Consider the following 26,854-nt stretch of genomic DNA (forward strand, 5'->3'; position numbering starts at 1 on the left):
CGGCGACGCGCGTCCGCGGTGCCTGGACGCGGCGTGGGAGTGCGCCCCACGACGGAATTCCTCTCCTCCGCGGGCGTTCCCTTCTTCATGACCACTTACGGAATCATCGGAGCAGGCAACATCGGCAGCCAGGTCGCGCGCGCGGTCCTCGCCCAGGGCGACGAGGTCGTGATCGCCAACTCGCGCGGTCCCGAGACCCTCGCCGACCTCATCGCGGAGCTCGGCCCGAAGGCGCGCGCCGCCACGGCGCAGGAGGCGGCCGAGGCCGCGGAGATCGCGGTCGTGACCGTCCCGCTGAAGAACCTCGAGGAGGTGCCGGTCGCGCCGCTCGCCGGCAAGATCGTGCTCGACACGAACAACTACTACTTCGAGCGCGACGGCCGCATCGAGGCGCTCGACAAGGGCGAGACGACGGTCAGCGAGATGCTGCAGAAGCACCTCCCCACCTCGAAGGTCGTCAAGGCGTTCAACCACATCATGGCCGCGGACATCACGACCGACGGCACCCCGGCCGGCACCGAGGACCGCCGCGCCCTCGCCACGTCGAGCGACTACCCGGAGGCTGTGCACTTCGTCACCGACCTCTACGACCGCCTCGGCTTCGACACCGTCGCGATCACGCCGCTGAGCGAGTCCTGGCGCGTCGAGCGCGACCGCCCCGCCTACGTGGTGCGGCAGAACCGCGAGGAGCTCGAGGCCAATCTCGCGAAGGCGCCGCGCACGGTCTGACCGGTCGGCCCCGGCCCCCGGTCCCACGGGAGGGGGGCAGCGCCTGCGACACTGGAGCGAGACCCACCGCGCACCAGTGAGCCCGCCGGCTCCGAGAGGAGAGGTCCGCGCATGCCCCCCGAGATCCCCGACGTCCCCGCCGTCGATCGGCTGACCCGCCGCGGCCTCACCCGCCGCGGCGTCGTGCTCGGCGGCCTCGCCGTCCTGCCGCTGCTGAGTGCCTGCACCTTCGACTCCGCGTCCCCCTCGGACTCCGAGCCGCAGGAGGCGCCGCGCACGCAGGCCGCCGCACCCGCCGGTCCGGTGGCGCTCGCCGTCGACGCCGTGAGTGCGAGCGCTCTGCTGTTCACTGCGGCGCCGCTCGTCGTCGTGGCAGAGGACGTGCCCTCCTCGGTGCTGCTCGCGGCGCAGGTGAGCATCGCCTGGGGCGTGCCGCTGCTGGTGGAGAGTGCCGCGTCGACGGCGACCGCGACGGATTCGCCCGCGCCGTCCGGCTCCTCGATCGACGCCGAGCTCGCACGCCTCGGCACCACCCGTGTCGTCGCCGTGGGCGCCGTCGCCGAGCACGCAGGTGTCGACACCGTGACCGCCGCCGCCGAGGCCGCCGCGATCGAGGAGGCGACCGGAGTCGCGGTCGGCGCGCTCGACGACGCCTCCCTCGTCGCCCTCGCGCCCGGTGCCCCCGCGGAGCCGCCCTTCGGCGCGCTGCCGGCGCGGGCCGAGCCGCTCGCCGGGGTGACCGCCCTCGCCCAGGCCGCCGATGTCGCTGCCGTCGCGAACGCGCGCGCCGTCGGCGTGCCGGTGACCCTCGTCACCGACGGCGTGACCGACCTCCTCGCCTCGGGGCCGGCCGTCACCGCGGTCGCCGACGCGGGCGCCTCCTGCACGCTGCTGCTCGGGCCGGTGCTCGCCGCGCAGTCGCTGCCGGAGTGGTCGGTGCGTGCCGCCGCGAGCGGCTGGCAGCTGCCCGGCGGCGGGCAGCGCCTCTTCGGCGGGCACCTCTACGTCGCGATCTACGGCACGCCGGGCGCACCCGTCCTCGGCGTGCTCGGCGAGCAGGGCCTCGACGCGACCATCGCGCGCGCGGAGGCGGTGGCCGAGCCGTACCGCGCGCTCACCGATCTGCAGGTCGTGCCGAGCCTCGAGATCATCACCACGGTCGCGGCGGGCAGCGCGGGCGGCGACGGCGACTACTCGAACGAGCTCGACCCGTCGGGCATCCGCCCCTACATCGACGCGGCCGCGGCGGCGGGCATGTACGTCGTGCTCGACCTGCAGCCGGGCCGCTCCGACTTCCTCACTCAGGCGCAGGCCTACGAGGAGCTGCTGCGCCTGCCGAACGTCGGCCTCGCCCTCGATCCGGAGTGGCGGCTCGCCCCCGACGAGGTGCCGCTCGCGCAGATCGGCCGCGTCCAGGCCGCCGAGGTCGACAGCGTCTCGAGCTGGCTCGCGGACCTCGTGCAGCGCGAGGGCCTGCCGCCGAAGATGTTCGTGCTGCACCAGTTCCGGCTGTCGATGCTGCAGGACCGCGACAGCATCCGCCGCGACCGCCCCGAGCTCGAGTTCCTGATCCACGTCGACGGCCAGGGCGGCCAGCCCGACAAGCAGGCCACCTGGAACGCCCTGCACGAGGGCGCCCCCGAGGGCATCGCCTGGGGCTGGAAGAACTTCTACGACGAGGACCTCCCGATGCTGACCCCCGCCCAGACGATGGCCCAGGTCGCCCCCCTCCCCGACCTGATCACGTACCAGTAGCCCCCCTCCGCGAGATGCCACTTGTGCACGCGACACGCCGTGAAAAGCGTGCACAAGTGGCATCTCGCGATCGATGCCCGCGAGATGCGCGCCGTCGAGGGAGACCTCGTCGATGTCGCCGGTCGTCCTGGTGAGCAGGCGGGTCACGGTTCGAGCAGGTCACGCTCCAAGGTGTCCCCGGAGTGTGCGCTCGCGACCGCCGAGAGGAGTCGGCGGGCGTTCTCGGGGGAGTGGAGCAGATACGCGGTCTCGACCCGCGACTCGTCCTCCTCCGGCGCCCTGACCGCGGTCGGCACGACGTTCCTCTGATCCATACGAAGATGGTCCCACGACTGTCGAGTGCGAGGGAGAACAACTCCGCGAGATGCCACTTATGAGCGCGACACGCCGTGGAAAGCGTGCACAAGTGGCATCTCGCGGAGGGGGGCGGACGGGGCCGGCGTCAGGAGGGCTGGTGGGCGGCCTCGCGGCGGCCCTCCTCCTTCGCCTGCTCGACGAGGGCGGCGACGCGGCGGCGGGAGCGGGTGCGGCCGGCGAGGAGCGCGGCGAGGATCAGCGCGAGGCCGAGGAGGACGGCGAGCTGGGGCAGGGGGACGGCGGCGGTGGTGGTCGACTCGGTGAGCGGGGCGATCTCGACGGGGTCGAGCCCCTCGGGGGTGACGACGGTCGGCGCGACGGTGAGGTCGGTGCCGACGGCGAAGAGGGGCCAGACGTCGTCGAGCTGGAGGGTGACGGCGCGGCGGTCGCCGGGGAGCAGCTCCTGCTGGGCGGCGTCGGCGGCGACGAGCGGGGCGGAGGCGCCCTGGGCGGTCGCGCTGCCGTCGAGGAGGAGGCGGACGTTGCCGGTGTTGACGATGTCGGCGGTGACGGTGAGCGCACCGGGCTGGAAGGGGTTCCAGGAGAGGCGGTAGTCGCCGGTGAGGTTCTCGACGGCGACGGCGGGGGCGACGTCGCCGGTGACGCGGGTCATCACGCGGAAGCCGATGCGGCTCTCGACGCCGACGGAGGAGCCGCCGACGTCGGTGCCGACGGAGACGAGGGAGGCGGCGAGGCCCGCGGCGTGATCGCCGGGCTCGGCGTCGTCGGGGACGGTGACGGTGAAGGGGACGATGCCGGTGCCGCCGGGCTCGACGGTGACGGTCTCGGGCGCGGTGATCCAGGTGCCGGCGTCGACGGACTCCTGGTCGGAGGGGAGCATGTTGAAGCGGCCCTTGTCGGTGAAGTAGCCGTCGGCCGTGTCGATCCGGAAGGTGACGGTCTGGTCGCTGAGGTTGCGGACCGCGGCCTGCTCGTCCGCGGTGGCGCCGGGGTCGAGGTCGAGCTCGACCCAGGAGCGCTTGTCGACGGCGCCGTCGGTCGCGGGGCTGACGGCCCAGGTGATCTGGTCGGTCGCGGCGGCGGCGAGGGCCGGGGGAGCGGCGGAGAGCGCGAGCGCGCCGACGAGGACGGCGAGGAGGGCGCGGAGCACGGAGGTCATGGGGAGTCCAGGTTCTCACGGGGTGGGTCTCGATACGCCGCCTGCGACGGCTACTCGACCAGCATGCGAGGAGCCGGCGGGGGCGCCGCATGCTGATCGAGTAGGCCGCGGAGCGGGCGTATCGAGATCCACCTGTCCAGCAGGGTGGGTCTCGATACGCCGCCTGCGGCGGCTACTCGACCAGCATGAAGCGCGCAGCCGGCGGCGGCTACTCGACCGGCAGGCTCACTCGAAGAGCGAGAGGGTGAGGGTCGAGCTGTAGTCGCCGGCGTCGACGGTGGTCGGGGTCTTGAGGGTCAGGGCCGCGTTGGCGGTCCAGGAGCCCTCCTCGGCGACTCCGGCGGAGTCGTTGGTGATGGCGAGGAGCTCCTGGTCGACGAGGCCGACTCCGTCCGGGCCGCCGTCGATGGCGGTGTCGACGACGTCGCCCTCGGCGACGAGGCCGGAGTCGCCGCCGTCGATCAGGTTCGGCGCCCAGCCGAGGTTCTCCGCGCCGATCGTGTCGCCGGTCGACGAGGTGAAGTCGCTCGCGGTGCCGAGCACGTACCAGCCGGCACCGGCGGGGATGTCGGCGGCGTCGCGGGTGTCGGTGACGGTGACCGTGGGCAGGGTGCCGGTGAACTGGCGGACGACGCTGGTGGAGCCGTTCTCGGTCAGGGCGGTGGCGTCGCTCGCGACGGTCATCGAGAGGGCGCCGCCGCCGGTGAGCGGGGCGATCTGCACGTTGACGTCGACGTCGTCGGCGCCCTGCTGCTCGTCGGCGAAGGCGGTGCCGGCGACGCCGAGCAGGAGCAGGCCTCCGGCGATGCCGGCGGTTCCGCGGAGGAGGAAGGAGCGGGTGTTCATAGCGGGTGTTCTCCGTTCTCGAGACGGCGTCGTCGCCGTCCGGTTCAGTGGTGTGGGGTCAGTGGTGTCGGGTGGTCGGTGAGGTCGGTGGGAGGCGCGAGCGCGTCAGCCGCAGCTCGCCGCCGCGTACGGCGCCGTGGCCGTCGCGGTGGCCGGCTTGCCCGCGACGAACGCGGTCGCCGTGGCGGTCGCGGAGCCGGCGGGCAGCGCGGCGGTGCGGGTCGTGAAGGAGTGGGTGACGGACTTGCCGGCGGCCACCTCCGCGAACGTCTTCGAGCCCGAGGTCGAGGTGACGACCATCTTCACCGGGAAGGCGTTCGGGTTCGTCGCGACGACCGAGAGGACGACCTTGCCCTGCACGCAGCGGGTCGAGGCGGTGGCGGTCGCCGTGATCGCAGGAGCCGCGGTCGGCACCGTCTGCGGGCTGACGCTGGTGAGGGTCGGGACGACCTTCTGCATCAGTCCGGTCGCCGGGTCGAAGGTGACCTTGTCGATGGTGGTCTCGCGGTGCTGGCCGTCTCCGCCGGGGATGGCGAAGCGGTGGTAGGCGATGTACCAGTCGTCGGTGCCGGGGACGTTGATGATCGAGCTGTGGCCGGTGGCGAGGATGCCCTGCGCGGGGTCCTTCTCCAGGATCACACCGCGGTAGGTCCACGGTCCGTCGATGCTCGTCGAGGTCGCGTAGCCGACCTTGTAGTTCTCGGAGCCGGTGTCGTCGATCGAGTAGGTCAGGTGGTAGAGCCCGTTGCGGTGGTTCATGAACGCGCCCTCGCGGAAGTCCGTGAGACCCGAGATCGTCTTGATGGTGCCCGCCTTGACGGAGAGCATGTCGTCCGAGAGCTCGGCGTACACGGGTGCGCCGTTGCCCCAGAAGAGGTAGCTCTTGCCGGTGGCCGGGTCGGTGAACGCGGCCGGGTCGATGGCCTGGCCGGACTTCACGGACTCGCCGTTGGTGATCATCGGGGACTGCTGCGCGGTGAACGGGCCCATCGGGTTCGAGGCGACCGCGACTCCGATCGTCTTGCGGTCGAGCGCCGCGTTCTGGCCGGAGAAGTAGAAGTAGTACTTCCCGCCCTTCTCGATGATCGTCGGCGCCCAGGCGTTGCCGGTCGCCCACGGGACGTTCCCGTTCGCGCCGTCCAGGGTCAGGATCGGCTGCGCGGAGCGGGTCCAGTCGACGAGGTTCTTCGAGGACCAGGCGTAGAAGGTCTTGCCGCCCCAGCCGGGGAAGCCGTCCGAGGTCGCGTAGAGGTAGTAGGTGTCGCCGAAGACCGCGATGTTCGGGTCGGCGTAGAGGCCCGGGAGGACGGGGCTCTTCATCTCGACGGCCTTGAGCGTCCAGGTGGTGGTCGCTCCGCCGCCGGCCGGGGTCAGCACGACGGTCTGCGGGGTGCGCAGGTCGCGGACGGTGCCGGAGGCGGGGCTCGCGGTGACGCCCGCGGCGGTGGAGTAGGTGGGGGTCAGCTTCGAGCGGTCCGTGCCGGGCTTCACCGGGAGGGTGACGGTGCGGGTCGCCTGGTCGACGATCGGAGCGGTCTTCAGCACGTCGCCGGTGAGCGTCACGTCGGCCAGCACGGTGGTGTTGCCGGAGGAGGCGAGCACCTCGGCCGAGCTCAGCGCCCGGTTGTAAAGGGCGAACTCGCGGACCTGGCCGCGGAAGCGGTTGTCGGCGTCGTAGTTCGAGCGGCCGATGTAGTTGGCCGTGGTCGTGCCGCCGCCGATGTCCTTCGGGTCGGCCGTGACGGTGCCGCCGCCGACGCGGACGCCGTCGAGGTAGAGCGTCGCGGTGGTGCCGGAGAGCGTGTAGGTCAGCTGCGCCCACTGCCCGCGGGGGACGGCCGAGCCGGAGGAGACGGTCTGCTCGGTGGTGTAGTTCCCGGTGGTGAGGCTGGTGCGGTAGTTGTTGCCGGAGGTGAAGAGGTAGCCGTCACCCGCTCCGTTGGTGGTGTTGCCGAGGCCGTAGAGGAAGTAGGCGCCGCTCTGCCCGGGGTCGATCCAGACCTCGGTCTGCACGGTGACGTCGGTGACGCCGGCGAGCAGGTCGTCCGGCAGCTTGATGTAGTCGTCGGTGCCGTCGAGCTTGACCGAGCCGGTCTGCCAGGCGCCGCCCGAGACGATCGTGCCGTTCAGGCCGTTGCCCGAGCTGTCGGTGACGGTCGTGCCGGAGCCGCCGTCGAAGGTGTAGCGGAGGATCTCGCCCTTCGCGTTCACCGGCTTCGGGGTCGGGCCGGTGCTCGTGGCGCCGTAGGCCGCGTTCAGCCGGGCCTCCTCGGCGCTGGAGAGCCGCAGCACCGAGCCGTGGCGGAAGGGCTTCGAGAAGGAGTAGGTGTTCGCTCCGGTCGTGCCCACCGGCAGCGCCGTGAACCGCATGTCCGCGAGGGTGTCGGTGACGTAGGCGGAGTAGCCGAACGAGTCGCCCATCACGACCCAGCGGCCGTCGGGCAGCTGGTAGACGGTGAGGCCCTCGAGGTGGTCGGAGAGGCCGCGGGTGGTCTCCTCGCCGCGGGCGATCACGCGGGTCCACGGGCCGGCGAGGCTCGAGGCCTTGTCGACGACGGTGCGCCAGTCGGAGGTGGAGAAGCGGTAGTAGACGCCGTTCTCGACGGCGATGGTGGTGTCGATGATGTTCGGGCCGTCGGCGTTGTTGGTCGACGAGTTCTCGTCGAGCCAGACCTTCGGGGTGGAGAAGGTCTGGAAGTCGCGGGTGGCGGAGACGTAGACGCGCAGCGCCCAGTCGTCGGTGTTCACCTGCGTCTTGTCGCGGCCGGACCAGTAGACGTAGTACTGACCGGTCGCCTCGTCCCAGATCGCCTCGGGCGCCCAGACGTTGCCCGCGTTCGGCGCGCCGGCGAAGACGAGGTTCTGCTGGCCCCAGTTCACGAGGTCGGTGGAGCGCCAGACGACGAGCTTCTGGCTGGCGTTCACCTGGTCCCAGGAGCCGCCGCCGGCGGTGCCCTCGGCGTGCAGGTCGGTGCCGAGGATCCAGTACTCGTCGCCGGTGGGGGAGCGCACGAGGTGCGGGTCGCGGACGCCGAGCGTGCCGGCGAGGTTGGCGAGCACGGCCTTGTCGTTGTTGAGCTTGGACCAGTGCAGGCCGTCGGTGCTGGAGCCGAAGTAGATCTTCTCGTAGTCGGTCGACGCGAAGTGGGTCCAGAGGTAGCCGGCGTCGTACTCGGTGTCGAGGTTCGCGGGCGCGGCGGTCACGGTGACCGGGAGCTGCCGGGTGGCGGTGGTGCCGGCGATCGTCGCAGTGAGGGTGACCGCGGTGGACGCAGCCTGGCGCTTCACGACGCCGGTGGTGCTGACGACGGCGGTGTTCGAGGAGGCCCAGGTGACGTCGTAGGCGCCGGCCTTCGCGGGCAGCGTGACGTTGCCGCGGACGTCGCCGGCGTTGACGATGCTCAGCGCGTCGAGCGCCTTCTGCGCGTCGGCGTTCGCATCCTGCGCGGGCACGGTGGCGGTGAAGGTGCGGGTCTGCGTCGCGGAGCCGCGGGTGACGGTCGCGGTGAGCACGGCCTGGGCGCTGCCCGTGGCGGGCCGGGTGACGACTCCGCTCGAGGAGACGACGGCGGCGTTGCTCGAGGACCAGGCGATCGCCGAGCCGTTGGGCCCGGTGGTCGGCAGGGTGAGGTTCGCGGTGACGGCGGAGAGGTCGCCGAGGGTCAGCGCGGCGGCGTCGCGGGTGGTGCGCGTGGCGTCGCTCGCCTGGAGGGTCGCGACGTCGGCGGCGCTGAGCGCGCTGCTGTAGATGCGGAAGTCGCGCACCGAGCCGGCGAGGAACTTGTCGCCGGTGTAGACCGAGCGGCCGATCGCGTTCGCGGTGGTGCTGCCGCCGCCGATCGCGCCGGGGGTGATGGTCACGCCGGTCTGCTGCGCGACCTGGGCGCCGTCGAGGTAGAGCCGCGCGGTGTCGGAGGCGTCGTCGAGCGTGTAGGTGAGCGTCTTCCAGACCCCGCGGGCGAGGTCGGCTCCCGAGTTCACGGTCTGCTCGGTGGTCCAGTTGCCGGTGGCGATGGAGGTCTTGTAGCTGTTGCCCGTCGTGTACAGGTAGCCGTTGCCCGCGTTGTTCGTCGTGTTGCCGAGGCCCCAGATGAAGTACGGCGTGCCCTGGCTCGGCTTCACCAGCACCTCGGTGCTCACGGTGATCGAGCTGAGGCCGGCGAGCACGTTGTCGGGCAGCTTCACGAAGTCGTCGACGCCGTCGAGCGTCACGCCCGCGGCGCCCGAGGCGACCGCGCCGCCGGAGAGGACACCGTCGCGGCCCTTGCCGGAGCTGTCGACGGCGGTCGTGCCGCTGGTCGCGTCGAGCGCGTAGCGGAGGACGAGATCGTCGGCCGGAGCGGCTGCGGCGGACTGCGCCGTCAGCAGCGGGACGGTGAGCGCGAGCGCCGTCACGAGGACGACCGGTCGTAGGAAGGGCTTCATCGCACTAACTCCTGGTTCGGCACCATTGCTGAAGGGAAAGGGTCCGGCACGCACCGGAGATGTTCACGGTAACACGATGTTGACGTCAACGCGACGGGCATTCTTCGCGCGTTTCACGCCCTTCGATCGCGCGCCGAGCGCGGCGCAGCGGGTCCGAGCGGCGCTCAGGACGCGAGCTGCTGGACGCGCTGCTTCGAGAGGCCGAGCATCACGCCGGCGTCGGCCTGGCTCATGTGCGTCGTGCTGAGGAGCGTGCGGACGGCCTCCCGACGCAGGGCAGCGGCGCGGTCCTCGGCCTCCTCGGCCTGCGAGCGCAGAGTCTCCGCCTCGTGCCACGTGGTCGCGACCTCGGCGGGCAGCTCGTAGGAGAGGCGGATCGTCAGATCCTCCTCCTCGACGTCGAGGAGGGCCGAGACGACACCGGTCGCCATGGCGGGCACCTCTCGGAGCGACCGCGACTGCGTCACCGCGTCGAGGGCGGGGACGTGGATCATCCACCAGCGGCCCTCCCGGGTCACCACGGCGTCGAAGGAGCGCTCCGTGGTGCGCAGCAGATCCGTGCTGGTCATGACGTCCTCCTCCTCTCCCCGCGATGCCGTTCGCACCTGTTGCGGTCGTTCATCGCCAGCCCGCCGGACTGCCCGGCTGGGCCTTGATGACCTGGCGGACGACTCCCGGAGACACCTTGCCGTGCCGCGGGATCGCGAGGACCTGCGTGCCGTCCGGGGAGCCCCAGACGTTGTGCGGACCCTTCTCGCGGAGGAGCCGCCATCCGCAGGACTCGAGGAACCGTTCGACCTCGCGCTGCTTGACTTCCTTGACCACGGTAGCGGACCATACCCCCTTGTCAAAGCAGACAAGGGGGTATGGTCGAAGGCTGGCGCGGGACGTCGTGCAGTCCGGACGTCAGGTCCGGTTGCGGGCCATCACCGCGCGCTGCAGGAGCACGAAGACGAGCAGGATGCCGCCGGTGATGATGGTGGTCGCCTCGGGCGGGATGCCGCCGTCGCGGGTGATCAGGACGTTCATCAGGCCGAGGACCAGGGCGCCGATCACGGAGCCGAGGACGAAGCCGACGCCGCCGGTGAGCAGCGTGCCGCCGATGACGGTCGCCGCGATGGCGTCGAGCTCCCAGCCGGTGCCGGTGATGTTCTGCGCGCTGCCGAGGCGGGCGGTGTAGACCACGCCGGCGAGGCCCGCGAGGGTGCCGCTGATCACGTAGATGAGCAGCTTGGTCCGGACGACGGGCAGGCCCATCAGCGCGGCCGACGGCTCCGAGCCGCCCATCGCGTAGACCGTCCGGCCGAGGCGGGTGCGGTGCAGCACGAAGAACGCGGCGGCCACCACGAGCACGGCGATGATCACGCCGGGGCTGATCACGAAGTCGTTGACCTTCGGTCCGTCGATCAGCTTGATCGGCGTCGCGAGCGACAGCACGGCCGAGTCCTCGGGAAGGCGCTCCGGGACCGTGCTCAGCATCGAGGCGAGACCGCGGGCCAGGAACATCATCGCGAGGGTCGCGATGAACGGCTGGACGTTGAAGTACTGGATCAGCACGCCCGAGATCAGGCCGAACGCGGAGCCGATCAGCACCATCAGGAGCATCACGAGCCAGGGGTTCCAGCCGCTGTTGATGAGCAGCACGCCGCTCACGCTGCTGAAGGCGATCACTGCGCCGACCGAGAGGTCGATGCCGCCGGTGAGGATCACGAAGGTGAGGCCCACGGCGAGGATGATCAGGTGCGCGTTGTTGATCAGCAGGTTCGAGATCGTGCTCGCCTGAAGGATGCGCCCGTAGGCGACCTCGCCGTAGACGATCATGCCCAGGAAGATGACCAGGGCGGCGAGGGTCGGCAGCTTGTCGAGGTGCTGGCTCAGCCACGAGGTGGCGGAGGAGCGGTTCGACTTCGCCGGCGGGGCGGGTCGGGTCAGCACGGCGCTCATGCGGGGATCGCCTCTTTCTGCGGGACGCTGCGGCGCGCCTCGCGACGGTTCTTGAAGGCGGAGCGGACCCGCTCCGACTGCAGCAGGCACAGGGCGACGATGACGATCGCCTTGAAGGCGGGCGTCGCCGAGGACGAGACGCCGAGGAAGACGACCGTCTTGTCGAGGGTGGCGATCAGGATCGCTCCGACGGCCGCTCCGGTGATGTTGAACTTGCCGCCCGCGAGGGAGGTGCCGCCGACCACGACCGCGAGGATCGCGTCGAGCTCGAGCTGGTAGCCGGTGCGCGAGACGTCGACCGTCATCACGCTCGCGGTGGCGAAGACGCCCGCGACGCCGGCGAGGACGCCGGAGCCGATGTAGGCGGTCATCAGCAGGCCGCGGCGGTTGATGCCGGCGAGGCGGGCCGCCTTCGGGTCCATGCCGATGGCCTCGATCATCAGGCCGAGCGCGCTGCGGCGCACCAGGACCCCGACGACCACGACGATCGCGATGGCGAGCAGGAAGACGACGGGGAGTCCGAAGACGTAGCCGTTGGCGAGCCAGCGGAACGGCTCGTTCGTCGCGGCGGTGTTCTGGCCCCCCGTGATGACCTTCGCCAGGCCGCGGCCGGCGAGCATCACGACGAGCGTGCTGATGAAGGGCTGGAGCCCCACCACCGAGACGAGGATGCCGTTCACGGCGCCCAGCACTCCGGCGACCAGCAGCGCGAGCGCGAAGGCGGCCGCGGCGGCGCCGAGCGAGTCCGGCGCGCCCTGGGCGTTGAGGAACTCCATCGAGACGGCGCCGGCGACGACCATGATCGAGCCGACCGAGAGGTCGATGCCGCCGGTCGCGACCACCAGGCACATGCCGACCGCGATCATCAGGATCGGGGCGGCGGCGCGGGCGATGTCGATCACGTTGCCGACGAGGTAGCCCGTGGTCGGGCTGACGGTGACGCCGAGGTAGCTCGGGTCCTTGACGACGTTGACGAGCAGCAGCAGCACGATGGCCACCGCTCCCCAGAAGTACTGACGGCGGATCAGGCTCGCGAGGAGCGAGCCCCGGTCCGGTCGCGTGTCGCTGCTCATGATGCGGCCTCCTGCGTGGCGCCTTCGAGAACGACGACGTCCTCGTCGACGACTCCCTCTGCGGCGATGGTAGTGACGATCGACTCCGCAGTGACAGCGGGTCCGTTGAGGATCTCCGCGATCACGCGGTGATCCTTGAGGACGATGATGCGGTCGCTGAGGCGGACGACCTCGTCGAGCTCGGACGAGATGAAGACCACGGCGACGCCCTCGCCGGCCAGGGCGACGACCTTCTCCTGGATCTCGGCCTTGGCTCCGACGTCGATGCCGCGGGTCGGCTCGTCGAGGATGAGGATCTCCGGGGCGGTGGCCAGCCAGCGCCCGAGGAGCACCTTCTGCTGGTTGCCGCCGGAGAGCTTGCTGATCGGGCGGTCCGGGTCGGCGGGGCGCACGTTGAGCTCGACGAGGTACTTCGCGACGATCTCGTCCTTCTCCTTCTTGGAGAGGGGGCGGGCCCAGCCGCGCTTCGCCTGGACGGCGAGGATGAGGTTCTCCCGGACCGAGAGGTCGCGGATGATGCCCTCGTCGCGGCGGTTCTCGCTCGAGAAGGCGATCTTGTGCGCAAGGCCGGCGGTCGGCGTCGGGACGTCGATCTTCTTGCCGTGCAGCGTGATCTCGCCGGTGTCGGGCTTGTCCACGCCGTAGATCAGGCGGGCGAGCTCGGTGCGGCCGGAGCCGAGGAGACCGGCGAAGCCGACGACCTCGCCGCGGTGCAGGGTGAGGTCGGTGGACTCGATGGAGCCCTTCTTCGAGAGGCCCTTCGCGGTGTAGAGCGGGGCCTCGCGGTAGAGGTGGTCGCTGTCCGCGCGCTCGGAGTCGAGGGAGCGCAGGGCGGCGATGTCCTTGCCGATCATCTTGGAGATCAGCGAGGTGCGGTCCAGCTCGTGGGTGAGGTACTCGCCCACGTAGGTGCCGTTGCGCAGCACCGTGAGGCGGTCGCTGATCGCGTAGACCTGGTCGAGGAAGTGCGAGACGAAGAGGATCGCGACGCCCTCCGCGCGGAGGCGGCGTATGACGACGAAGAGGTTCTCGACCTCGTTCGCGTCCAGGCTCGAGGTCGGCTCGTCGAGGATGAGCACGCGCGAGTCGCTCACCGTGGAGCGGCTGATCGCGACGAGCTGCTGCATCGCGATCGAGAGCGAGGAGAGCGGGCGGCGCGGGTCGAGGTGGCCGAGGCCGAGGCGCTCGAGGGCGCGCTTCGCGGCCTCGTGGGTCGCGCGCCAGTTGATGCCGAAGGGGCCGCGCACCTCGTAGCCCAGCATGACGTTCTCGCCGATGCTGAGGTTGGTGCAGAGGTTGACCTCCTGGTAGACGGTCGAGATGCCGGCCGCCTGCGCATCGGCGGTGCCGGCGAGGCGCCGGGGCGTCCCTCCGACGACGATCTCGCCGCTGTCGATCTTGTAGACGCCGGTCAGCGCCTTGATGAGGGTGGACTTGCCGGCGCCGTTCTCGCCCATGAGGGTGTGGACCTCGCCCGGGAACAGGCGGAAGTCGACACCGTCGAGGGCTTTGACGCCGGGGAAGCTGATCGAGATGTTCTTCATCTCGACGATCGGAGGCGAATCCGCCATGTCGCGTCGTTCCGTTCTCGAGTGGCGCTGCTCTGCGCCGGAGGTGGGAGCGACCGGGACCCGCGGTGGGGTCCCGGTCGCTCCGGTGGGGGTGGGGTGCTGCCTAGAAGGTGCTTTCTAGAACTTGCGGTCGGGCAGGGCGGTCGCCGCGGCCTCGGGCGAGTCGAAGGTCTCGCTCGGGACGACGATCGAGGACTCGACCTTCTCGCCGGCGAGGGTCTTCTCGACGGCGTCGAGGGCGGTCTCGCCGAAGAGCGGGTTGTACTCGGCGACGAAGCTGAGCTCACCGTCGGCGAGGGCCTGCAGGGCGTTCTTGGTGCCGTCGATCGTGGCGATCTTGACGTCGACGCCCGGGGTGAGGCCGGCCTCCTGAACGGCCTGGACCGCGCCGAGACCCATCTCGTCGTTCTGCGCGAAGACCATCTGGACGTCGTTGTTGTTCGACTTCAGGACGGTCTCGAAGACGCTCTTGGCCTCCTCGGTGGACCAGTTGGCGGTCTGCGCGCCGACCTTGGTGAAGGCGGAGTCGGCGCCGATGACCTCGTCCCAGCCCTCGTTGCGCTCGTTGACGACCGAGACACCGGCGGGGCCCTCGAGGGTGAAGTACTTGGCGCCGTCGGGGAAGGCGGTCTTCGCCCAGTCGGCGACCGAGGTGCTGACCGCGATGTTGTCCGGCGCGATGCGGGTGACGTAGAGGTCGGTGTTGTCCGGCTCGATGCCGCGGTCGATCAGGATGACCGGGATCTCGGCCTCCTGAGCGCGCTCGAGCGAGTCCTCCCAGCCGGAGCCCTCCGTGGCCGACAGCAGGATGATGTCGACGCCCTCGTCCACGAAGGACGTGAAGGAGTCGATCTGCGACTTCTGGTCGCCGTTGGTGGCGGGGGCGTACTTGAGGTCGTAGCCCGCGTCAGCGGTGAACGTCTCCTCGATGTTGGTCTCGTTCGCCTGACGCCACGCGCCCTCGGGGCCGACGGCCACGAAGCCGATGGTGGTGACGTCGTCGCCACCGCCGCCTGCGGCCGTGTCCGAGCCGCCGGAGCAGCCGGCGAGGCCGAGCGCGAGTGCGCCGACTGCTGCGAATCCGAGGAACTGGCCGAAACGCCTCGTGTTGTACATGGATCTCCTCCTTGAGATCACGGACGCGCGGGAGCGTCCGTGGGTGCGGGCCCAGGGGCCCGGATGTGATGAGTGCAGTGCGGGCCTGGCGCCCGAGGTGCAGTGAGTGCAGGATGTGCGGTGGACGCCCGTCGTGCAGTGACACGTCCGGGTGCGTCCTGGGCAAAATGTTACCGTGAACATTTCTTGTGACGCAACAGCGTTCCGGCCTCTTCGGTAACGATCGTGCATTAACGCCGGAGACCCGCCGCCTCTGGAGAGGCGACGGGTCTCGAGGTGGGCGGGTCGTGCTACTCGCCGTGCTGCAGGCGGCGCCGCAGGAGCAGCGCCCCGCCGCCGAGCAGGAGCGCGAGCGCTCCGAGCGGAAGCAGCGACAGGTCGGCGCCGGTGGCGGCCAGGTCGCCGTCGGGGCCGGCGACCGGCGCGGGCGCGTGCGGCGCGGGCCGGCCGGGCGCGGGCTCGTCCGGCGCCGGCACCACGGGCGGCGCGGTCTCGGTCGGCATCGGCACGGGCGTGCCGGTGGGCTGAGGCGTGGGCGTGGGCTCCGGCGTCGGCTGGGGCGCACCCTCCTGCGCGAGCACCGGCACCGTCGACCAGTCGATGTCGCTCGCCAGCCCGTACGAGGTGTACGACGGCTGGTTGTACGCGGTCTGCTGGCGCGCCACTTCGACCCGGTACTGCGGGTCGTGCATCAGCGTCGTCAGCTTGCGGTCGGTGACCTCGGTGCTCGAGTAGATCCGGATCGCGCTCGAGTCCGCGGTCGGCAGCAGGAGCTCCTCGCGCCAGTCGCCGAGCACGTCCGCCACCAGCGACGGGTTGCCCTTCGTGCCGTTGTTCGTCACGGTGCCGTCGGCCGAGAGCAGCACCGTGCCGTCGCCGGTGACGATCGTCGGAGTGACGGGCGTCGCGTCCTGCATCGTCGTGCTGGCCACGATCTGCGTGGTCATGTCCGCGGCCCAGCGGATGCTCTGGTTGGTGCCGGGCTGCTCGGCGGGATCCCCACCGTCGAGCGGCTCGCCGCTCGCCGAGAGCGTCCCGATCGCCCAGACCTCCTGGCCGGGGATCGCGGGATCGATGTCGCCGATCATCCCGCGGCCGGTGTCCTTGCCCGAGTAGGCGCCGAAGAGCACCTCGCCGGTCGCGGCGTCGCGCAGCGCGTAGCCGTAGGGCGCGCCGACTCCGCCCTCGTGCACGGAGAAGATCTCGAGCCCGGGGTTCGCCGGGTCGATGTCGGTCACGTGCATCGCGTCGCCGTGGCCGAGCTTGGCCTCGGTGCCCGGCGCGCTGCTGCCCTCGGGCAGGGTGTCGTAGGAGCTGTAGAGCAGGCTGCCGTCGTCGTCGAGGGTGGCGGAGCCGTAGACGATCTCCTGCCGGCCGTCGCCGTCGACGTCCGCGGCGCTCAGCGAGTGGAAGCCCTGGGTGGTGAGCGTCGCCCACTCCGGGCTGGTGCCCTCGCGGCCGTGCGGGGTGTCGTTGAAGGGGTTGGTCAGCGGGACGTGGCCGCTGTCGGCGACCCAGCGCTGCGAGAGCGAGGTGCCGTCCCAGTCGTAGGCGACGACGACCGCGCGGGTGTAGTAGCCGCGGGCGAAGACGGCGGATTGCGTCTCGCCGTCGAAGGAGGCGACGCCCGCGAGGAAGCGGTCGTTGCGGTTGCCGGGCTCGATCCGGGAGTAGGCGTAGTCGCCCCAGAGCAGGCCGTCGTCGCCGCGGGCCGGCTCGTAGGCGACGGTCTGCAGCTCCTCGCCGGACTCGCCGTCGAAGACGGTGAGGTACTCGGGGCCGCTCAGGATGAAGCCCTCGAAGGTGGTGAGGTCGTTGCGGTCGCTCCGGCTCGGCGCGTAGACGTCGATGAAGTAGTCGGCGAGCTCCGTCGCCCCGGCGCGGTCGAGGGGGTAGGCGTGCGTCGGCGCGATGCCGAACGCCTCCTCGAGCGTGGCGGGCCACTGACCGGAGGTGACCTCCTCGCGGGTGCCCCAGCCCTCGAAGACCTCGATGAGGTGCTCGCGGTAGCCGGCGGCGGAGAGGCGGTAGTCGTCCTGCGCGGTGACGCCCGCGGCGACGTCCTCGGGGAGGAGCGTGATCGACTCCGCGCGGGCGGCGTCGCCGCCGGGCAGGATCGTCGTGCCCGGGGCCGTCTTCGTCATGATCTCGGAGCGGCCGTCGCCGTCGAAGTCCGAGACGAGGAACTGCGTGTAGTGCGCGCCGGAGCGGATGTTCACGCCCAGGTCGATGCGGTGCAGCAGCGTGCCGTCGGCCTCGTAGGTGTCGAGGTAGGTGCTGCCGGTGTAGCCCTTCTGCGAGACGTCCTTCGCGTTCGAGGGGTACCACTTCACGACGTACTCGTAGTCGCCGTCGCCGTCCATGTCGCCGACGCTCATGTCGTTGGCGCTGTAGGTGTACGCCTCACCGGCCGGAGTGACGCCGTCGGCCGGCTTCTGCAGCGGCAGCGTCTCGAAGGCGTCCGCCGAGGCGACGGCCGGCGCGCTGGGCTCGCCGGGGGCGCCGTCGACGAGCGGGACCACGCGGTACTCGTCGCCGGGCGCGCCCGCCGGGTCGTGCAGGTTGGTGCTGTCGGTGACGACGCCGATCCGCTCCGCCCCGCGGTAGACGGCGAAGTCGGCGCCGACCATCCCGCTGTCGGAGGAGCCGGTCACCTCCGTCGCGAGCAGCCGCCAGCTGACGAAGACGCCGCCGTCGGGCGACGCGAGCGCGACGACCCCGCGGTCGAGGTCCTCCAGCTGCGCGGTGAGGACGGGGTTGGCGGGTGGTGCTGCGGTCACCGCGGACGCAGGCGCGGCCCCGGTCAGCGCGAGCCCCGCGGCGAGCGCGAGGCCGAGGCCGGAGCGGAGCGCCCCGGCGGCGGTGGTCGGACGGAACGGACGTGAATTCGGCATTGAATCCCTCGGCATCGATGGTCCGGGATGCAGGAATGCGCTTTCCCCGGTCCCGCGCCACCCTACGTGAGACGTTTCACAGGGGTCAACCGTGTTCACCGGCTTCCGTCATCGCGGGTGCGGATGCTTCAGACCGTCCTCCCATTCGGGATGGCCGGCGATGAAGTCGAAGAGCTTCGTGCTGAAACCGCTTCCTCCGCGGACGCCGTCGACGAGATCGGCGAGAACGACGAACCATCCCCAAGGGGTGCCGAGATAGATGCTCGGGTCGGCCTCCGTTCGCAGCCGGTTCAGAACGAAGGGCTTCACGGCGACGACTCTGTTCCAGATCCGACCGTGGTGCGCGCAGACGTTCCGCAGGACGCTGAGCGAATGGAGAGTGGAGTCCAGCCGCCGCGATTCGTTGAGACCGAATCCTTTCGCGATCGTCTCCCGGACGGGTTCATCGTCGAGAAGTCGGTACATCTTGGAGACGGTGCCGAACGAGAGGACCTCCATCGCGACCCAGACCGGCACGACGTCGCCGGTATCCCGATACTTCGCCACGCAGTGCTCCTTGGTGCGAGCGACCTCGGCGCCGATCGTTCTCAGGAGATCGACTCGCATTGCGGCGCCGTTGCGGGAGCGTGGGGTGGCATAGGTGTGCGGGCGGAGGTAGCGGCCCGCGCCGTCCTCGCCTTCGGACAGATGGTGACCCAAGCGCGCGCGTACAGCGATTTCCAGATCGGACAGGCCGTCCATGACGATGCTGCGGACGACGGCGTCGAAGCGATAGAGATCGCGGATCCTGTCGAGGGTGACACCGGGCTCGAAGCGATTGTCGCCGTCGTGAGGGGCGACCTGGAAGTAGCGCCAGTAGCCCGAAGCCCGATAGTACGAGTGGTCGTAAAGGAATCGGGCGAGGACCGAGTCGGAGACTGCACCGTCGAAGCCGCGCCCGCGGAGGAGCTCGATCTGTTGAGCGATGCTGAGTGACGGTTTTGACATCGTGCGGATGGCCCCGGGGAAAAGAAAAGGCCCCCCGGTATTGAGGATGCTCGCGCACTAGCCCTGGGGGGATCTGTTGCCCCGAGCGTAGCAGTGGACATTGTCCGCGCCTGCGGCTCGTGCCGGTCATGGCGCGGGATGCAGGTCACCAGGCGTCGTCGGTGGCGTCGTCGTCCGTGGTGTCGGCGGCGATCATCTCGACGATGGTGTCGACGGTGAGCCAGGGGCCGTTGCTGACCTCGCCGATCTTCTCGCGGTCCTTGAAGACGACGATGCGGTCGCTGAGGCGCACCACCTCCTCCAGCTCGGAGGAGATGTAGACGATGGAGACGCCCTCCTTGGCGAGCTGGGAGATGTGCGCCTGGATCTCGACCTTCGAGGCGACGTCGATGCCGCGGGCCGGCTCGTCGAGCACCAGGAGGCGCGGCCGGGTGGCGAGCCAGCGCGCCAGGACGACCTTCTGCTGGTTGCCGCCGGAGAGGTACTTCACCGGGATGTCCGGGTCGGCCGGCGTGATGTTCAGCGCCTCGACGTAGGTGGCGACGAGTGCGTCGGTCTCGGCCGCCGACAGCGGGTGCGCCCAGCCGCGCAGGGCCTGCAGTCCGAGCACGAGGTTCTCGCGCAGCGACAGGTCGCCGATGATCCCGTCCTCGCGGCGGTTCTCGCTGGAGTGCGCGATGCGGTTCCGCAGCCCCGACACCGGGTCGACGATGTCCGCGTGCTCGCCGTCGATCAGCACCTCGCCGCTGTCCGGCCGCTCCACGCCGCTGAGCAGCGACGCCAGCTCGGTGCGCCCGGAGCCGCGCAGGCCCGCGAAGCCGACGATCTCGCCGCGGTGCAGCTCGATGTCGGTGGGGGAGACGGCGCCCCGGCGGCCGATGCCGACCGCGCGGTAGATCGCGGGGCCGGTGGGCTGGCGGCGGTGCTCGCGGCGGTCGGAGCCGATCTGCCGGAGCGCGTCGATGTCCTTGCCGATCATCTTCGCGATCAGCTCGGCCCGGTCCATCCGCCCGGCCGGGTACTCGCCCTCGGTGCAGCCGTCGCGGAGCACGGTGATGCGGTCGCTGAGGGTGAGCACCTGCTCGAGGAAGTGCGAGACGAACACGATCGCGACGCCCTGGCCGCGCAGCCGCCGCAGCACCGTGAAGAGCCGGGCGACGTCGCCGAGGTCCAGGCTCGAGGTCGGCTCGTCGAGGATCAGCACCCGCGGCCGGTCGACCATCGCGCGCCCGATCGCGACCAGCTGCCGGATCGCGGGCGAGAGGGAGCGCAGCGGCAGGCGCGGGTCGAGGTCCTCGAGACCCAGCTCGGCCAGCATCTCGGCCGCCCGCGCGTGGGTGCGCGACCAGGAGATGCCGAGGCGCCCGCGGATCTCGTGCCCGATCATCACGTTCTCGCCGATGCTGAGGTTGTCGGTCAGCCGCTCGTCCTGGAAGACCGCGGTGATGCCGGCCGCCTTCGCGTCGGCCGGTCCGCTGAAGCGCCGGGCGACGCCGTCGACGACGATCTCGCCGTCGTCGGGCTGGTGGATCCCGGTGAGCGTCTTGATCAGCGTGGACTTGCCCGCGCCGTTCTCGCCCATCAGGCCGTGGATCTCTCCCGGCACGAGGCGCAGCCGCGCACCGGCCAGCGCGGGCCCGGAGGAGAAGGAGACGTGGATGCCCGTCATCTCCACCACCGGGTCCGGGCGTGCGGGACCGGGGCGTGCGGGAGTCGTCGTCGACTGAACTGACACGTGCCGTCCTCGGTTCGTGTGCGGGGCGGCGCCGGGGGAGCGTCGCGCCTGGGGTGCCGCCGATGATACGCGAGCGCCGGTCGCGAGCGTCAGCTGCGCGGCGGCGCCGTCGACTCGCGCACCACGAGCTCGGTGGGGATGCGGGTGCGCTGCGGGATCTCCTGGCCGCGGATCCGCGCGTGGATCACCTCGGCGACGGTGGTGCCGAGCTTGTCGAAGTCCTGCCGCACCGTGGTCAGCGGCGGCAGGAAGTGCCGGGCGGTCGGCAGATCGTCGAAGCCGACGATGCTGACGTCCTGCGGCACGCGGATGCCGCGCTCGACGAGACCGTGGATGACGCCGAGCGCCATCTCGTCGTTCGCGACGACCATCGCGGTGAACTCCGGGACCGACTGCAGGCTGCGGGCGAACTCGTAGCCGGAGTCGGGGGTCCAGTCGCCGATGACGATCGGGCGCTCGCGCATCCCCCAGGCCTTCGCGCGACTGTGGAAGGCGCGCTCGCGGGCGCGGGCGTCGAGCCAGTCGAGCGGGCCGGACATGTGCAGCACGTCGCGGTGGCCGAGCGAGGCGAGGTGGTCGACGGCCTGGCTCATCCCGGCCTGCTGGTCGACCGAGACGGTGAGGAAGCTCGGGTCCTTGTCGGACTTGACGACGAGGGTCGGCACGCCGATCTCGACGGTGCGCAGCGTCGCGACGGAGGAGGAACGCGGCGCGATCACGCAGAGCGCGTCGATCCCGAGACCGGAGAGGTGCCGGATCGCGTCGACCGGGCTCATGTCCTGGTCGTCGCGCAGCGCGACGGAGGTGACGGAGTAGCCCTTCTCGCGCGCGGCCCGCTCGATGGCGCGGAGGGTGCTCGAGGGGCCGAACTCGGCGCCGCTCTCGATCATCACGCCGATGCGGTCGGTGCGCTGGGTGACGAGGGAGCGCGCCGCGATGTTGGGGCGGTAGTCGAGCTCGGAGACGGCCTCGAGGACCTTCTGCCGGGTCGACTCCTTGATGTTCGGGTGCCCGCTGAGCACGCGGGAGACCGTCATGTGCGAGACCCCGGCGACCGCGGCGACATGCCGCAGGTTGGGCCGTTCGGCCATGGCGCGGACCTCCTCCGCTCCCCTGGGGGGAGAGCCGGGCACCCTCGGTGCGGCGGGATGACGAGGGCTCGACATCGCGGGTCCGTTCAGCATAGTCAGCCGTCGCTGTGCGGCACGGCGCGCGGGAGGCGAATCGGCGGCGAACCCGCTCAGCAGGAGGGGTTTGACCTTGCGCAACTACCGCTGTTACCGTGAACAAATTCTCGCCCCGGCTCTCGGATCCGCTCTCCCGCGGCCCGACGGGGCGCCCGCATCATGATCGACGACGGAGTCATCCATGCACCTGACCGCGCCCGCACCGGGCCTGCGCCGCCGGCTGATCGCCGGTCTCCTGATCCTGCTGGCGGCGATCGTGGCGCTGCCGCTCGCCGCCGCGAGCCCCGCGGCCGCGATCGGCGAGTCGACCTTCACGAATCCGCTCGAGCCGGACACGGCCGACCCGACGATCGAGTTCCACGACGGGAACTACTACCTGGTCGCCACCACCTGGGACAACCGCGTCGTGATGCGCAAGGCGCCGACGCTCGCGGCGCTCGGGACCGCGACTCCGGTGACGGTCTACTCCGACACGAACCCGGGCCGGAACGCGAACATGTGGGCGCCCGAGCTGCAGCGGCTCGAGGGCCCGAACGGCTGGCGCTGGTACCTGATGTACACGATGGGCACCGCCGGGAACTTCGACGGCCAGCACCTCCAGGTGATCGAGAGCGCGGGCGACGACCCGATGGGCCCGTACAGCTACAAGGGCCGGCCGGTCCCGGTCGACTCCTGGAACATCGACGGCGCCTACCTGCAGCTGAACGGCGAGCTCTTCATGACCTGGTCGGCGTTCCAGCCGGGCAACGGGCTGCAGAGCAACTACATCGCCCGGATGTCGGACCCGTGGACCGCGGTCGGCCCGCTGAACGTGCTGTCCGAGCCGGTCGAGCCGTGGGAGACCATCGGCATGCCGGTCAACGAGGGCCCGGTGCCGCTGCAGAAGGACGGCCGCACCTGGATCGTCTACTCGGCGAGCTTCTGCGGCACCGAGGACTACCAGCTCGGCACGCTCGAGTACGACGGGACCGGCGACCCCGTACTCGCCTCCTCCTGGACCAAGAGCGACGGACCGGTCTTCTCGAAGGCGAACGGCGAGTACGGCACCGGCCACAACGACTTCTTCGACTCGCCCGACGGCACCGAGACCTGGAACCTGTACCACGCGAACCCCGGCCCGAACGACGGCTGCAGCCGCCAGCGCTCGGCCCGCGCGCACCTCGTGGACTGGACCGCCGAGGGCGAGCCCGACTTCGGCACGCCGCTCGGCACCTCGGCCCGGATCCCCGTGCCCAGCGGCGAGAACGCGCCGATCACGGCCCGCGTCGAGGGTGCGGCCTGGCAGCTCGTCAGCCGCAGCACCGGCCTCTGCGCCACGGTCTCCTCGGCCCAGAGCGGCGACGGCGCCGGCGTCGTGCAGGGCTCCTGCGCCACGCCCCGCGCGAGCTGGACGCTCGACAGCACCGGCGACGGGTTCCTCCGCGTCGTGAACGCGAGCAGCGGGAAGTCGCTCGGGCCGGTCGGCTGCTCGACCGCCTCGGGTGCGTCGCTGCAGCAGTCCGCGTGGCTGACCACCTCCTGCCAGCAGTGGACGGTGGCTCCGGGATCAGGCGGCTACTCGACGCTGACGAACCGCACGGGCAACAAGGTGCTCGACGCGGTCTCCGGAGCGATCCGCCAGTCGACGCCGAGTGCCGCCGCCTCGCAGGAGTGGGCGCTGCGCCCGGTCGGCGCGGTCGCCGTCACCTCGCTCGTCACCGGCAAGGCCTTCGACCTGCCGAACTGCTCCACCGCCGACGGCGCGGTGCTGCAGCAGCAGGAGTGGCTCGGCTCGCCGTGCCAGCGCGTCACCTTCACCGCCGCCGCGGACGGCGCCGTGGAGATGCACCCCGTCTCGGCCGCGGCCAAGTGCCTCGCGGTCACCGGCGGCTCCACCGCCGACGGCGCGACCGTCACGCAGGGCGCGTGCGGTGTGACCGGCAGCAGCTGGCGGCTCCGCCCGGGCAACGACGGGACCGTCGAGCTCCGCGCCGTGCACAGCGGCAAGGCGCTCGACCTGTCGAACTGCTCGGATCAGAACGGCACCCGGATCGGCCAGTGGAGCGTGCTGAACAACGACTGCCAGCGCTTCCGCATCTCGCTCGGTGCGCCGGCTGCGCCGGTCGCGCTGCAGCTCGCCGCCACCTCGTCGGTGCGCTGCGTCGCGGGCAAGCCGGTGCTCACCACGACCGTGAAGAACACGGACGACCTGCCCGCCGACATCACCGTCACGACCGCCTCCGGCACCAAGACCTTCCCGGCGGTCGCCGGCGGGAAGAACGCCACGGCGAGCTTCACGGTGCGCCAGCCGACGCTGGTCGCCGGCTCGGCCTCGGTGACGGGAGCCGGAGTCGACGACGCGGGCCGCGCGGCCACGCAGTCGGCCGCCTACCCCGCGATCACCTGCTGACGCCGGGTCTCGACAAGCCACCCCCCGTGCAAAGGAGCACCATGCCCACCCCCACCCGCCGCGCGCCCCTCCGCGCGGCCCTCGCCGCCCTCGGCCTCGGGGCGGTGCTCGCCGCCGGCCTCGTCGCACCCACAGCGACGGCCGCCGACGCCGCGGTCCCCACCGCCGGCCTCCTCGCCGACTACCGCTTCAGCCAGACGACCGGCGCGACCGTCCCCAACTCCGCCGGCGGCGCCGTGGGAGCCGCGCGCGTCGTGAACGGGACGGACGCGCTCTGGACCGGCACGTCACTCCGTCTCACCGGCGGCGCGAAGACCAGCGCGGCCCCCTGGGTCGAGCTGCCCGACGACCTGCTCACGGGCAAGACGTCAGGGACGGTCACGATCGAGACCCGCGCTGACGCGTCGATGCTCTCGAACTTCCACTTCCTCTGGAACATCGGCAGCGACAGCACCTCGCAGTACTGGTTCGCCTCCGTGCGCGACAAGGTGCGCACCGCGATCACGACCACCGGCGGTGGCGGTGAGAACAACGCCCGCAGCGCGTCCGGGATCGCGGCCGACCGCTGGTACAGCCTCAGCTCGGTGATCGACGGCGCCGCCGGCACGATCTCGTTCTACGTCGACGGCACCCGCGTCGCCTCCGCGCCCACCGCGCTGCGGCCGGCTTCGGTGGCGGACCAGTCGCTGAACGCCATCGGCCGCGCGCCCTACCCCGACCCCTTCTACAAGGGGGAGGTGTCGACGTTCCGCGTCTACGACCGCGCCCTCACCGGCGAGGAGGTCGCGGCCGTGTCGAGTGTCGACGCGAAGCTGCACGCCTCGTCGTTCGCGCCGCTGACCGCGGCCGTGCTCGACGGCGTCACCCCGCTGACCATCGACGACTCGACCACGAACCTGCCCGACTACGGTGGCACCGTGACCTGGGCCTCGAGCGACCCGACCCTGCGCGTCTCCGCCGACGGCCGCACGCTCGCCGCCGACCGCCCCGCCGCGGGCCAGGCCGCCCGCACGTCGTCGCTGACCGCGACCGCGTCGATCCGCGGCGTCGCGCAGTCCCGTGCCGTCGCCGTCACCGTCGAGCCGCAGGTCGGCGTGGACACCCCCTACGGCTACCTGATGGTGCACTTCGTCGAGGACGCGCAGGGCTACGCCGAGAAGATCTACCTCGACGTCTCGCGCGGCGACGACCCGGAGAAGTGGGACCCGCTGAACGGCGGCAAGCCGATCCTCGCCTCCGACCTCGGCACGACCGGCGTCCGCGACCCGTACCTCACCTACAACCCCGAGACGAAGAAGTACTACATCATCGCCACCGACCTCCGCGTCTTCGGCGGCGACCAGGGCTCGGGCTCGTGCACCACCTGGTGCTACTGGACCACGCAGGGCAGCACGAAGATGAACGTCTGGGAGTCGACCGATCTCGTCTCCTGGAGCGACCTGCGCCAGTTCGACGTCGCACTCGACGCGGCCGGCACGAAGCAGCTCGAGGCCGGCATGATGTGGGCGCCCGAGGCGACCTGGGTCGCCGACTACAACGGAGCGGGCAAGGGCGCGTTCGTCGTCTACTGGTCCTCGACCGTGTACCCGAACGCCGCGCACACGCCCGGCACCGGGGCGTCGCGGGTGCTCTGGGGTGCGACCACCGACTTCACCCAGGCCACGTACTCCTACGGCGGCACCTTCATCGACACCGGCGCCGACGTCATCGACACGACGATGATCCAGGACGGCGGCACGACCTACCGCATCTCGAAGGACAACGGCACCGGCCGCGGCATCTACATGGAGTCCACGACAGCGAAGCAGTGGTGGCTCCCGTCCACCGCGTGGACGCAGCTGCAGGACCGCATCGGCGCCGTCTGGGCCGGCGGCAACGCCGGGGGAGTCGAGGGGCCCGCGGTCTTCAAAGATCATGACGCGGACCGCTGGTACCTCTACGTCGATGTCATCCCCTCGACCGGCTACCGGCCGATGGTGACCACCGATCTCGACGCCGGCTGGACCCAGCTGAACGACCCCGGCTTCTCGCTGGCGCCGTCGACCAAGCACGGCGGCATCGTGTCGCTCACCGCCGGTCAGTACGCCGAGGTCCGCGCGGCCGACGCCGCGACCGCCGTGCGCTCCGACCTGGGTGAGGTGGGCTCCGTCGCCGCGCTGCCCGCCCGGGCCGACGTCGTCCTCGCCTACAACCGCGGCACCGCCTCGCAGCCGGTGACCTGGGACACGTCCTCCGTCGGCACCGCTCCCGGCCGCTACCCGGTCACCGGAGTCGTGCGCACCATCGGCGCGAACGACAACCAGTCGGTCGGAGCGGGCGGATCGACCGCGTACAACGCGCCGAACCGCGTGCTCTCGAGCTCGACGGCCGTGCGGGTGACCGCGACGGTGGTCGTGGCGGCGTCCACGGCGACGCTCACCGCGTCGACCCGCTGCGTGGCCGGCAAGGTCGTCGTGACCGGAGTCGTCAAGAACACCGGCACCTCGCCGCTCACCGTCGTGATCCGCTCGGCCTGGGGCACCTCGCCCACGCTGACCGCGGCCCCCGGCGCGAGCGCGACGCACGCCTTCACGACCCGCGCCACCTCCGTCGCCGTGGGCACGCTGACCGCGACCGCCGGCGGCGCCACCCTGCAGGCCCCGTACGCGGCCCGCACCTGCGGCTGACGCGGCCACGCTGGTCGAGCACCGCGCAGCGCTCACCGAACATGCTGGTCGAGTAGCGCG

The 26,854-nt window shown here is 71.2% G+C and carries 18 protein-coding genes; 4 read left to right on the forward strand and 14 right to left on the reverse strand.

The genetic code is table 11. The features are described 5' to 3' along the window. Positions 1-87: 87 nt before the first annotated feature. Positions 88-729, forward strand: coding sequence for an NADPH-dependent F420 reductase (locus EDF36_RS02370; RefSeq protein ID WP_123731929.1), 642 nt, complete (start codon positions 88-90; stop codon positions 727-729). 111 nt (positions 730-840) lie between these two features. Continuing rightward, complete coding sequence (locus EDF36_RS02375) at positions 841-2,484, forward strand: hypothetical protein (protein WP_185020335.1); 1,644 nt, start codon at positions 841-843, stop codon at positions 2,482-2,484. Between the two features lie 143 nt (positions 2,485-2,627). Here the strand turns inward: EDF36_RS02375 and EDF36_RS21105 are convergent, their stop codons facing one another. The 14 genes from EDF36_RS21105 to EDF36_RS02440 all read right to left on the reverse strand — a co-directional run bounded on the left by EDF36_RS21105 (position 2,628) and on the right by EDF36_RS02440 (position 21,643). Further along, positions 2,628-2,798 (reverse strand): hypothetical protein, encoded by a 171-nt coding sequence (locus EDF36_RS21105; protein WP_166674006.1) that lies wholly within the window; start codon positions 2,796-2,798, stop codon positions 2,628-2,630. A gap of 128 nt (positions 2,799-2,926) precedes the next feature. Continuing rightward, complete coding sequence (locus EDF36_RS02380) at positions 2,927-3,961, reverse strand: WxL protein peptidoglycan domain-containing protein (RefSeq protein WP_123705751.1); 1,035 nt, start codon at positions 3,959-3,961, stop codon at positions 2,927-2,929. Between the two features lie 225 nt (positions 3,962-4,186). Beyond that, positions 4,187-4,807 (reverse strand): hypothetical protein, encoded by a 621-nt coding sequence (locus EDF36_RS02385; protein WP_123731744.1) that lies wholly within the window; start codon positions 4,805-4,807, stop codon positions 4,187-4,189. A 105-nt stretch (positions 4,808-4,912) separates the two neighbouring features. Continuing rightward, positions 4,913-9,232 carry a family 43 glycosylhydrolase gene (locus EDF36_RS21940; protein WP_123731745.1) on the reverse strand — a complete coding sequence of 1,440 codons (4,320 nt, stop codon included), beginning with the start codon at positions 9,230-9,232 and terminating at the stop codon, positions 4,913-4,915. A gap of 164 nt (positions 9,233-9,396) precedes the next feature. Next, positions 9,397-9,801, reverse strand: coding sequence for a hypothetical protein (locus tag EDF36_RS02395; RefSeq protein WP_123731746.1), 405 nt, complete (start codon positions 9,799-9,801; stop codon positions 9,397-9,399). A gap of 49 nt (positions 9,802-9,850) precedes the next feature. After that, complete coding sequence (locus EDF36_RS02400) at positions 9,851-10,057, reverse strand: type II toxin-antitoxin system HicA family toxin (RefSeq protein ID WP_123731747.1); 207 nt, start codon at positions 10,055-10,057, stop codon at positions 9,851-9,853. An 81-nt stretch (positions 10,058-10,138) separates the two neighbouring features. Further along, positions 10,139-11,176: an ABC transporter permease subunit gene (locus tag EDF36_RS02405; RefSeq protein WP_123731748.1), complete on the reverse strand. Its 1,038-nt coding sequence runs from the start codon at positions 11,174-11,176 to the stop codon at positions 10,139-10,141. Continuing rightward, complete coding sequence (locus EDF36_RS02410; protein ID WP_123705748.1) at positions 11,173-12,249, reverse strand: ABC transporter permease; 1,077 nt, start codon at positions 12,247-12,249, stop codon at positions 11,173-11,175. Before EDF36_RS02410 ends, EDF36_RS02405 begins: the two co-directional genes overlap by 4 nt. Next, positions 12,246-13,820 (reverse strand): sugar ABC transporter ATP-binding protein, encoded by a 1,575-nt coding sequence (locus tag EDF36_RS02415; protein ID WP_123446516.1) that lies wholly within the window; start codon positions 13,818-13,820, stop codon positions 12,246-12,248. Before EDF36_RS02415 ends, EDF36_RS02410 begins: the two co-directional genes overlap by 4 nt. A gap of 117 nt (positions 13,821-13,937) precedes the next feature. Beyond that, on the reverse strand, positions 13,938-14,936 hold the full coding sequence (locus EDF36_RS02420; protein ID WP_123731749.1) for an ABC transporter substrate-binding protein: 999 nt from the start codon (positions 14,934-14,936) through the stop codon (positions 13,938-13,940). A 290-nt stretch (positions 14,937-15,226) separates the two neighbouring features. Next, entirely contained in the window at positions 15,227-17,830 is a 2,604-nt protein-coding gene (locus EDF36_RS02425; protein ID WP_185020336.1) for a rhamnogalacturonan lyase, read from the reverse strand. Positions 17,831-17,938: 108 nt separating this feature from the next. Beyond that, on the reverse strand, positions 17,939-18,817 hold the full coding sequence (locus EDF36_RS02430; protein WP_123731750.1) for an Abi family protein: 879 nt from the start codon (positions 18,815-18,817) through the stop codon (positions 17,939-17,941). A gap of 145 nt (positions 18,818-18,962) precedes the next feature. Beyond that, positions 18,963-20,486 (reverse strand): sugar ABC transporter ATP-binding protein, encoded by a 1,524-nt coding sequence (locus EDF36_RS02435; protein ID WP_123731930.1) that lies wholly within the window; start codon positions 20,484-20,486, stop codon positions 18,963-18,965. Positions 20,487-20,641: 155 nt separating this feature from the next. Beyond that, the gene (locus EDF36_RS02440) at positions 20,642-21,643 is read right to left on the reverse strand and encodes a LacI family DNA-binding transcriptional regulator (protein ID WP_166674005.1); all 1,002 of its coding nucleotides are present in this window, start codon (positions 21,641-21,643) and stop codon (positions 20,642-20,644) included. Positions 21,644-21,920: 277 nt separating this feature from the next. On the opposite strand from EDF36_RS02440, the gene EDF36_RS02445 reads away from it, so the two are divergent. Beyond that, complete coding sequence (locus EDF36_RS02445; RefSeq protein ID WP_123731751.1) at positions 21,921-24,128, forward strand: RICIN domain-containing protein; 2,208 nt, start codon at positions 21,921-21,923, stop codon at positions 24,126-24,128. A 41-nt stretch (positions 24,129-24,169) separates the two neighbouring features. Then, a complete protein-coding gene (locus EDF36_RS02450; RefSeq protein WP_123731752.1) occupies positions 24,170-26,794 on the forward strand; it encodes a LamG-like jellyroll fold domain-containing protein in 2,625 nt (874 codons plus the stop codon). Positions 26,795-26,854: the final 60 nt, after the last annotated feature.

This window comes from Rathayibacter sp. PhB152 (assembly GCF_003751395.1).
Lineage (GTDB): Bacteria > Actinomycetota > Actinomycetes > Actinomycetales > Microbacteriaceae > Rathayibacter > Rathayibacter festucae.